The sequence below is a fragment of the Coleofasciculus sp. FACHB-712 genome (assembly GCF_014695635.1).
In the GTDB taxonomy this organism is placed as follows: Bacteria; Cyanobacteriota; Cyanobacteriia; order Cyanobacteriales; family FACHB-T130; genus FACHB-T130.
Genome location: NZ_JACJOQ010000520.1, coordinates 1 through 9,545, shown reverse-complemented (window position 1 = coordinate 9,545; position 9,545 = coordinate 1). Strand labels below are relative to the sequence as shown.

The 9,545-nt window shown below is 47.8% G+C and carries 10 protein-coding genes; 3 read left to right on the top strand and 7 right to left on the bottom strand.

The features are described from left to right. Positions 1-28 precede the first annotated feature (28 nt). The 3 genes from H6F50_RS17695 to H6F50_RS17685 form a co-directional block, all read right to left on the bottom strand. The gene (locus tag H6F50_RS17695; RefSeq protein ID WP_190429708.1) at positions 29-1,126 is read right to left on the bottom strand and encodes an FAD-dependent oxidoreductase; all 1,098 of its coding nucleotides are present in this window, start codon (positions 1,124-1,126) and stop codon (positions 29-31) included. Positions 1,127-1,279: 153 nt separating this feature from the next. Continuing rightward, a complete protein-coding gene (gene psbQ, locus H6F50_RS17690) occupies positions 1,280-1,750 on the bottom strand; it encodes a photosystem II protein PsbQ (protein WP_242029085.1) in 471 nt (156 codons plus the stop codon). A 79-nt stretch (positions 1,751-1,829) separates the two neighbouring features. Next, complete coding sequence (locus H6F50_RS17685) at positions 1,830-2,681, bottom strand: alpha/beta fold hydrolase (RefSeq protein ID WP_190429709.1); 852 nt, start codon at positions 2,679-2,681, stop codon at positions 1,830-1,832. A 436-nt stretch (positions 2,682-3,117) separates the two neighbouring features. On the opposite strand from H6F50_RS17685, the gene H6F50_RS17680 reads away from it, so the two are divergent. Then, positions 3,118-3,549, top strand: coding sequence for a hypothetical protein (locus tag H6F50_RS17680; RefSeq protein WP_190411960.1), 432 nt, complete (start codon positions 3,118-3,120; stop codon positions 3,547-3,549). A 24-nt stretch (positions 3,550-3,573) separates the two neighbouring features. On the opposite strand, the gene H6F50_RS17675 is transcribed toward H6F50_RS17680, so the two are convergent. Continuing rightward, positions 3,574-4,074 carry a hypothetical protein gene (locus H6F50_RS17675; RefSeq protein WP_190429707.1) on the bottom strand — a complete coding sequence of 167 codons (501 nt, stop codon included), beginning with the start codon at positions 4,072-4,074 and terminating at the stop codon, positions 3,574-3,576. 331 nt (positions 4,075-4,405) lie between these two features. Continuing rightward, entirely contained in the window at positions 4,406-4,822 is a 417-nt protein-coding gene (locus tag H6F50_RS17670; RefSeq protein WP_190429706.1) for a DCC1-like thiol-disulfide oxidoreductase family protein, read from the bottom strand. 400 nt (positions 4,823-5,222) lie between these two features. On the opposite strand from H6F50_RS17670, the gene H6F50_RS17665 reads away from it, so the two are divergent. Beyond that, a complete protein-coding gene (locus H6F50_RS17665) occupies positions 5,223-5,381 on the top strand; it encodes a hypothetical protein (protein WP_190429705.1) in 159 nt (52 codons plus the stop codon). A gap of 56 nt (positions 5,382-5,437) precedes the next feature. Continuing rightward, positions 5,438-7,126, top strand: a complete 1,689-nt coding sequence (locus H6F50_RS17660) for an NAD(P)-binding protein (protein WP_190429704.1) — start codon at positions 5,438-5,440, stop codon at positions 7,124-7,126. A 103-nt stretch (positions 7,127-7,229) separates the two neighbouring features. On the opposite strand, the gene H6F50_RS17655 is transcribed toward H6F50_RS17660, so the two are convergent. Together H6F50_RS17655 and H6F50_RS17650 are read right to left on the bottom strand one after the other, a co-directional pair. Next, on the bottom strand, positions 7,230-8,321 hold the full coding sequence (locus tag H6F50_RS17655; protein ID WP_190429703.1) for a hypothetical protein: 1,092 nt from the start codon (positions 8,319-8,321) through the stop codon (positions 7,230-7,232). A 171-nt stretch (positions 8,322-8,492) separates the two neighbouring features. Next, positions 8,493-9,545, bottom strand: a 1,053-nt coding sequence (locus H6F50_RS17650; protein WP_190429702.1) for an iron uptake porin, incomplete at its 5' end; no start/stop codon positions are given.

The window sequence follows — 9,545 nt, the reverse complement described above, 5'->3', positions numbered from 1 at the left end:
AAAAGAAAAACTAGACATAGTTTGACGATTATTTATCTTGATTGAGCGATCGCTCAATCAGTTCCCGAATCGCTTGGGCGGTGGCGGGTGCGAGTAAAACGCCGTTGCGATAATGACCTGTGGCGAGCAGAACATTGCTGTAACCGGGCAGAAAACCGATAACGGGGGCGGGGCGTCCTTCGGGGCGGGGACGCAATCCCGACCAAGTTTTCAGGATTGTGGCTTCCTCTAGACTTGGGCAAAAAGCGATCGCTTGCTGTTTCACCTTCTCCAAAAGTGCTGCATCTGCCACTATCTCATCCCCATTGCTGGGAAACTCCACCGTCGCACCGACCCAGTATTCTGTGTCCGTTATGGGCACAATGTGGACATCATTGCCTGTAATTGTCGGCTGGAAATCTGCGCGCCCCATTGGCTGCGCTAGGCGCAAGTGCAACGCTTGTCCCAATACCGGGCGGATATCAATCGGTTGTTTTAAAGACGCTGTGAGTGGGGTGGAACCAAGCCCCGCTGCCACAATTAACCAATCAACATCAACTTGCCCTGCGGTTGTTTGAATGTGGCGAATGTCCGTCTTTGTTGCTTCCTCTTCTAAGACGGTGACGCCAAATTTAAAGGTAACGCCGTTGCGTTGGGCAGCATCAACCAGCGCTAAAGTCAGAGCAACCGGGTCGAGTTGCCGATCTTGGGGAGAATAAATCGCGCCGATTATCTCATGACTCAACTGAGGACAGCGAGACTGGAGTTGGGCGGCGTCCCAAATTTCCAGGTGCCAGCCTTGAGTGTGGCGAATTTCTACCAGTTTTTCCCAACGAGATAAATCTTCACCGGCAAAGCAGAGCATCAGAATTCCCTGGCGGTTGAAGGGGATCTGACGGTCTAAAAGCGCTTCTAGCTCTGGAATCAGGGTTTCATAGCGCTGGATGCTAGCCTGCCGCATTTTCCAGGCATTGCCCTTAATTTTGTGACTGATCGCGCCCATCAAGACGCCCAATGCAGCGCCAGTGGCGGCTTGTGCGGGTGGTTGCTTGTCCAAGACTGTAATTGTTAGCCCTGGAATTAGACTGAGTTCATAAGCGATCGCAGCCCCAACAACGCCGCATCCAATAATTACAACCTGACTCATCTGAGAGCGCATCAGAAAGAGCGCATGAGAAATGGGTAATCGGTAACGGGGTAATCGGTAATGACGATCAGCCCTGAATTCTGAGTCAGTAGCAACGAACTCATGACAAATGACCCAGGACTAATAATTTTTTCCCAATTACCCCTTAATTGGCTATGCCTTCGGAATCAAGTTCATAAAGGCGTCGAACTCTTGCAATACAGAGCGGAAATTTGTCACCGCTTGCTGATAATCCGCCTCTTTCGCAGCCTGATCGATTCTGACCAGATCGCTGAACAAATCTTTTGCTGCTTGACGCGCCGCCTGTTTGTCCTTAGGAGCCAAGCTATCCGCCACACGGTTCATATTCCGTCGCAAATCTCCTAGTGGCCCGTGAATAAATGTACCCACATCTACCCATCGCCGTTGTTGGATGAAGGTTTGCAATGTGTTAAGGCGATCGCGCTGTTCTTGAATTCCCGGAAGCGATTGCTGAATCTGCTCAATCTGAGCCGCCGTGTAAGTAGGAGCCGATTTCGTTGCCGCAGTTGCACTACCGCAACTAATCATAAATGTGGCTACCACTGCCAAAATTAAACCCAAAATAGACCGATAACGTGCCATCATGCTATTTTTTGAAACCATGAATCAAATTTCCCCTGTTATTTTAGAGAAAAATCGGGAAAACGCGAGAGGAGAAGAGAAAAAGAGATGATATCACCCATTATCCAATTGCCTGACGACGCAGAAACCCTTGAATCGCATCGCTGACTTTGTCCGACCAATGGTCTTGAGGATAATGCCCGACTTCTTCCATCTTCATGATTTCTGCCCTCTGGATGGAACTCGCCAGCTGTTGCGCTTGAGTGAAGGGAAGCCAGGGGTCTTTCATCCCCCAGGCAATTAAAGTTGGCTGCGTCCAGCTTTGAAAACCGGATTCTATTTCTGCCATCGACTGCTGAAGCTGGAGATTCCGCACGGTGTACAGGAGACTTCGCCCCGCATCCGAACTTTTGAGGTAGGGACGGCGGTAAACGTCTAAATCCTTATCTGGGATGACGTAACGGCTACCACCTTCTAAGGTTCTGTCCACCAAGAGCGGGTCTTGCGTCATCATATCGCCGACAAAAGGCAGACCCAATTGTTGAATCTTCCAAGGCAGCTTGGCAGTCGTTGCCACAGGTGTATTGAGGATAACCAAGCGCTCGATTTGGCCTGGATGACGCAGAGCGTACTGGAGTCCCACAGAACCCAAAAATCCCTGAACAACCAGATAGAATCGCTCGATTTCTAGGTGTTGGATGAATTCTGCTAGTGCGTTGATGAAGGTATCGGGTGTATACGCAAAGTCCCGCCGCTCTGGTTTCGCCGAGAAGCCAAAACCAATCCAGTCAGGCGCGATCGCTCTATACCCTTTCTCTGCTAATCCGGGCATTACCCCGCTCCAGCTATAACTCTGCGACGGCAACCCGTGCAGCAGCAGAACTGGCAGGTTATCACTTCTACCAATCGGATTCTCTTCCCGGTAAAACCATTCCAAGGAACCGATCTTGATTAATTGCTCATTGGTTGACACTATCTTTGCCTGCACATCTCCCGGTTGCTTGAGCTTACCGCAAAAGCGGGAATCTCCGGCAAAGCAAGTCAAGTTTTAATTTTAGTATCCTGGTTAAAATTGCATCTACAATTCCGCTGTTGAAATATTAGAATTTCAAGGATTTCATGATAATTTAGCAATTTTTTCTGGTATATTATTAGGAGTTTATATTTATTTTTTACTCAATTCTTTATAATGGAAATTTAAGGGCAAGTTCAAAAAACGCACATATTTCCATTATTTGAACATACCTTAAAAAATAGCACTTGTATAGTATCCAGATTTACCATTCTTATCGCGTCAATGAATAAACTTAAAGAAAGATGCTCTACCAAGTTGCGAAATAGAGAACATCCTGTTATATTTAAACGCCAAAACAACTGAAAACGCGCAAGTTTAGGGGAACCCAAGCGAAGTGAATGCAGCTGAACAGGCCACAAACATACAAGTCGCTAGTAAGATTGCTGCTGTTGTCAATCTCTACAAATCTGAGTTTCCTGATGCAAGAGCAGATTTAAAACCTTGGGCAAACGACCCGGATACTAGAGAGTTAGTCGATCCGGATTCAATTGATATCGGCTTCCATTTTCCTGGCAGAAGTCGCTTATTTCAAAGCCGCAGCATCTTGGTACAGATTCGTTTTTACGAAGACCCAGTGACCGGGATTCGCCGTGCTATCGGTGTCGAATTAGCAGGTTTTGACCATAAAGGCAAACAGTGGCTACTCTCGACCGTAGAGGAGTGGCAGTTTGTCGGGGAATCCCAGCCAGTGCCTGAAGTAGGGGAAAAGCTGAAGCACTTTTGTCGGCAAATATTTGAACTGTTCAACAGCGAAGAAATCGCTTAAGTCGAATGGTAATTCCCTAGGGAATTACTCGATGACTTGGGTTGTCTGAGCAATGACTACCGGCTTGCCTTCAAATTCGGCTTCCATTTTCTTCTTGACATTTAAATCATTCGTTAAGTTGTACTCTTTCTCAAAATCAGCCAGGACGAATTTACGAACTTGCCCTGTCACCGTAACATTCTTACCTTCAGCGATCGGAACTGTGGCAGAAACTGCATTCAAAACCAACACTTTTTCGCCACTGAATATTTTGTCGTCTTCTAACTGAAACGCTTTGGGACCAATAATTTCTTCAACTTCGCCACTGACCGTTACTGTTTGACCGATCAGTTGATCCGTGTTTTGAGCAACTTTTTCAACGGCTGTGGTAGGTTCAGGGGCAGCCGCTTCTTTCTGGACAGCTACGCAACCAGGAAGAAGCATGGCAAGCAGCGCTAATGCGATCGCGCCGCCACTGTTCCAAAATCCTTCGGAAAAGCTCTTTGTTCTATCGGCAACCCGATTATTCGTAAATCTCTTGTTCATTGCCCAAATCTCCTAAATCTACTTCGCAGCTAGTCGCTACAGCAGTAGATAACCCCCCGATCAAACCTTGATAAAGCTTTTTTCCCGCCCTTGTTAAATCACCGCCCCAAGCCAGCAATTGTAAAACCAAGCCACCAGCTTTTAAGCGGCGACTTTTCGCAACAGGACAGCGATAGCTAACTATTATTTTAAAAACGAAAACTACTGCCTAGCGTCTACCTGGGGAAGGAAAGCTTTGGCGAGAGTATCCTAATGGTTCCCCTCCACTTTTAGGGTGTTGCCTTGTTTGGGCGATCGCTTTCAGTTTCCCACCAAATGTTTTTGTGAGTTCTTATTCAGTAACACATCCCGTAGAACAAAAACTAGCTGGGTAACTAGATTGATAAGTAGAAGAACGTTTGCCAAAGATGGTGTAACGGTTATCGCGGATTTGTTCGTAAGTGCGATCGCCCATCCACTTCACCCCTGGTAAAGCTCGATATGCATCCACAAATACGCTGCCCATTGGCAACAATCGCCCAATTTCTTCTGCCGCATCACTTCCCTGCCACCGTCTCTGAGGCGTATTGGCATCAATCAAAATCATTCCCATTTCACAATCTTGGGCAGTAACTCCAAAGTGTTTGAGGGCTTCTATCTCTTGCATCGGGATGTATTGAAACATCTGCCCCTTATCTAAACTTTCCAGCAATTGCACAAGGGTGACACAGAGATTACAGTTGCCGTCATAAATTACGTGGTAAGTCATTGAGTTAACAGATGTTTTTATAAATAATTTGAGACATATTTTCGGAGCGTATATCTAAGCTGTAGAGTTGATTTAACTTCAATGACTCAACATCTGAATAAGGAGGATACACCCTTTGAGATCCACTAACTTGACGGTATCGACTACGACGCAGTCGAGCGAATTTTTAGCTAATTACTAGGATAACCTAATCTACCAGTTTGCTAATTCTCTCGAAGGGCAGACCTAGTCTTGAAACTAACCCATAAATAGTCCACAGAGCTAAAGTTTCCAAGTAAAAGCAGAAAAAAACAGGTAGCAGTACCCAGCAATCCACACGCACAACAGTGCAAAAAAGAAGTGAGTTTGACATCTTGCACTGTTCTCAATTAGCTCCAAAACCCACGATAAAATCGATTCATTGGCGGATTTTATTGGCGGATTATTACAACTGGTGCAAGATGTGAGCGAAACGATCTCGCACTCACAACGCGATCGCCTGCATGGTGTATTCAGCGATCATCCCGACCGCCTGAAGACAAGCAATGTCTTAGCGGTGTATACGGCTACAGTCCTTTGAGCGGAACTCAGTAAGAATGTTCAATTGCACGAATATTTAGGCAGTGATTAGGCGGGATGAAACCCAAAATTATTGTCTGCGGCTTAGGTCTGACGGGGTATAAAATATTTTCCTTGCTAAGACAGCAGGGAGCGAGCGTGATTGGCATCCATGCCGAATCGATTCCTGGTGAAGATTATGATGTCGTAATAGGAGAATTACGGGCAGCTTCGACCCTGAAAGCAGCGGGGATTCAGGAAGCCCACACATTAGTGCTGGCTGGGGAAGACGAGGCGCTGAACTTAGCGATTCTTACTCAGGCACGAGTTCTCAATCCTCGGATTCGGATTATCAACAGATTATTTAATACGAGCTTGGGCGATCGCCTTAACCAGACGCTTGCAGATCACGTCACCATGAGCGTTGCTGCCCTAGCCGCGCCCGTGTTTGCCTTTGCCGCCTTGGGAAGCCAAGCGATTGGGCAGTTGCGGCTGTTTAACCAAACTTGGCCGATCCACGAAGAATATATTAATGAAATGCATCCTTGGATCGGTCGTAAGTTAGCTGACTTGTGGGATGACCGTTCTCGGATGCTGATTTACTACTTGCCGGTGGACGGTGAGATGGATCTCATTTCTGCCGTCGTGTATGGGCAACCGTTACAAGCAGGCGATCGCTTAATTGTTGGTACCCAACCCAGCGTCCGCACCTCCGGCAAACCCGTACTTCCGAAACTTTTCAAAGTCCTGACCAACTTCCAACAGTTTCCGCAATACGGTCAACCGATAGCAGTTGTTACCCTAGTCCTCCTGATCACCGTTTTTGTTGCCACCCTCACTTATGTTTGTGTCGATGCAAAAATATCTGTGGTTGACTCCCTTTATTTTTCGGTTGGCATGATTACAGGTGCCGGTGGTAACGAGAAAGTCGCAGAACACGCACCCGACAGCATTAAAATCTTTACCGCAATGATGATGCTGCTTGGTGCTGGTGTAATCGGGATTTGCTATGCTCTCCTCAACGATTTTGTTTTAGGCACCCGGTTCAAACAATTTTGGGACGCCGCAAGAGTTCCAGCGCGAAATCACTACATTGTGTGCGGACTCGGTGGTATTGGGGTTCAAATCGTCAACCAACTCTATACCCACGGACATGAGGTAGTTGTCATCGAACGGGACGCCAACAATCGCTTTCTCAACACCGTCCGCGCTTTGAAAGTGCCCGTGATTCAAGGAGATGCCAGTTTATCTGCCACCCTAAAAGCTGCCAATGTAGACAAGGCAGACGCCCTCTTAGCTGTCACCAGCGACGATATGGCGAATTTAGAGATTGCCCTTAGCGCTAAAGGGATTGCACCCAAATTAGCTGTCGTGGTGCGGAATCAAGACCCCCACTTTGCATCCCAAGCCCAAAAGGTGTTTGAATTTGATGCCGTACTGAGTCCGACTGAATTAGCCGCACCTTCCTTTGCAGCAGCGGCTTTAGGAGGACGAATTTTAGGTAATGGGATAACTGGCGATAGTCTTTGGATCGCCTTAGCCACCATGATTACACCAGGGCATCCGTTTTGTGGCAAGCGCGTTCAAGAATCGGCAATGGACGCCGACTTTGTGCCTTTGTATATCGAAACCAACTGCCAAACGATTCACGGTTGGGATGTTTTGGAAACTTGCCTTAGTGCTGGCGATATTTTGTATTTGACGATGCCAGCAAATCGGCTAGAGCAATTGTGGCGCGTGACGCCTTCTCAACTTCTAGCCAGTTGAGGATTCTGTACTGGCTAGAAGCGTTTAGTCAATTAGCTTTGTAGGGGCAAAGGCTGTGCGTTCCTACAAAGCTAATTAACGTTTAACGTTGGCAGACCCTCCATTAACGCAGCAGCACTCGACTCCGAGGCCCAATGGGTTGCTCAGATGTCGTCAGCTCAATCGAGCATCCTGCCGTCTGCTCGTTGGCAGAAGATGAGACACTTGTTGAGTTGCTGCCTTGATTAGGCGTACAACTGGTTGCGGCTGTCGCGGAAGACTCCAAAACTACATGATTAACCTCAGTAGAGTCATTGCGGCTGAAGAGTGAGGGAGGCACATTTGCCCCGGATGGGGATGGGGATGGGGTTCCTCCACTGGCTGGACTACCGCCACTGCTAATGGGTGCTGGGGCAGATACTGGGGTGGTTATTGGGGAGGTTACTGGAGAGGTTACTGGGGTGGGTGTTGAGGAGGTGGGTGCTGGGGCGGGTGTTGGCGCTGGGACAGGTGTTGGAGTAATTAAGACGGCATTCGCAGGCACTTTCACCTGTAATTTCACCGGCATACCACCGGCAGGAATAGTAAAAGAAGGGAGGGGTTTCGGCACGGTAGGGGGCAAGTTGTTGCCGAAATTGTATTCAGATCCAAAATCAAACACGGTGGGGCTGGTGCCTCCGTTGGCATCGCTATATCTAGGCCCCTGACCCCTAATTTCAAATACACCTTGATACTGTTGCCCAGTTTTTGGATCGGTGACAACGCCTTCCCAGAAGCCTCTGGCGACAAATTCATCCTGAATTGTGCCAAATAAGGTGGTTCCTTCTTGCCCGGTTTGCTTTTTGGGTTGAAGATTGCCGCTAGTTAGAACTGGAGAGGTAATCGTTCCATTCGTGGAGACAACGGGAATACCGCGAAAGTCTACATAATGAGTGCCATCGGCTTTGGTTCCTACATAGCCAGGATTGGGTGCAGTGTAGACGAGGACGCCGTTGCGGAAATATTGCCCTGCGGCATTAGTATCAACTCTAGTCGTGCTTTGGTTGAAATTTGGGTTGGCAGGGGGAAGGGTAAAGGTACCTGTGACTGTGCCAGTGCTATTGATGGTTACTTGGGCAAAAGCACCATCTGCTCCCAAGGCGACGATCGTCGCGGTTAAACTACTGCTAATCAGTAAGCTCAAGCTCAGCTGAGTTTTTGAAGATAGCGATCGCATAAATATTCTTTCCGATTGGTATTAGCCAAAAAATAGAGCGATCGCATCATGGCAAAGCAAAGCTTCCGCCAGTTTGTGCCTCACTCAATCACATATACTGGGGAAATTTGCCGAAACCGCAACGGGTTATTTCATTTATCAGAGCTTTTTCGCTTTTACTAGCTTTTCTCCTTAAAACCGGAAAGTTGCTCTCATCGTTCCCACGACTAACGTGTCATTTGCCGCATTATGGTCGGGGTTGAAAACGACTAAAACTCCCGGCGTCAGGAAAATGTTATCCGTCAATCTGGCTCGGTAAAACAGTTCTAAGTGCAAAGCCGTGTCACGACGCCCTCCCGGCGTTCCACTTAAATTGGTCAAAAAGTTGGGAAGATTGAAGCCATCCGGCAAGGTACTGGAAGTAATTTTCGGCGGCTGTCCAAACAAAATTCCCCCCAAATTTCCTCTACCAAACAAGTCAGGAAACGCAGAAAATAACATCCAATTCGTAGTTTCCACAGAACCCGAAAGATTGACCGGGTCTGAAGAAGTCCACCCTCCCCAAGTCCCTAAAGTCAATCTAGGGTTGACGCGCCAAGCCAAAGTCCCTCCCACGGCGTGAGTATTAAAGGCAAAAGAAGTCGATGGCGAAATAATCGGTGCCAAGGGCGAAATGAGTTGATTGTCGCCGGTGCCGATACCCAGCAAACCATCGGGAGAGTGTGAATAGATATAGTGCAACCCGATATCTAGATTATTTGTAGGTGCAATGGTGAACTGCACGCCCGCACTGGTTCTACCGCCAAATAGTCCACCTTGGCTGCTATTACTGGTAAAGTCAGGAAGTTCAGCGCTGTAGACGGCTTGTAAACTCAGGCGTTTGTTAATTTGCCAGTCAAATCCAATGCCGCCCGTGCCGTTGCCAATTGACAGAATGGGGTTGCGCTGACCTAATAAGGAAATCGAACCATCTCCCGAACCTTCTAAAGGATTGATACCGCGAAATGTATTGGCAGGGTTAACACCAGCCGGACCAACAATAACGCCGAAGTTATCCGTGACTGGAAACCGATAGGAAAGGTCGCTCAAAACCAGGTCGTTGTTAGTTTCTAACTCAGTCGATAATCGACCCATATTGGTAAAGACAAAGGGTGCAGAAGAGGCGAGATTTCCACCCTGAAGCCCCGTCAGCAGTAAATCCTGTCCTGTAAACGAGGTTGCCAGAGACAGTTGAACGTTACTTGC

Excerpts from the sequence above, each read along its gene's own strand:
- H6F50_RS17655 (WP_190429703.1), bottom strand. The coding sequence starts at position 8,321 with ATGCGATCGCTATCTTCAAAAACTCAGCTGAGCTTGAGCTTACTGATT.
- H6F50_RS17695 (WP_190429708.1), bottom strand. The coding sequence starts at position 1,126 with ATGAGTCAGGTTGTAATTATTGGATGCGGCGTTGTTGGGGCTGCGATC.
- psbQ (WP_242029085.1), bottom strand. The coding sequence starts at position 1,750 with ATGGTTTCAAAAAATAGCATGATGGCACGTTATCGGTCTATTTTGGGT.
- H6F50_RS17670 (WP_190429706.1), bottom strand. The coding sequence starts at position 4,822 with ATGACTTACCACGTAATTTATGACGGCAACTGTAATCTCTGTGTCACC.
- H6F50_RS17675 (WP_190429707.1), bottom strand. The coding sequence starts at position 4,074 with ATGAACAAGAGATTTACGAATAATCGGGTTGCCGATAGAACAAAGAGC.
- H6F50_RS17660 (WP_190429704.1), top strand. The coding sequence starts at position 5,438 with ATGAAACCCAAAATTATTGTCTGCGGCTTAGGTCTGACGGGGTATAAA.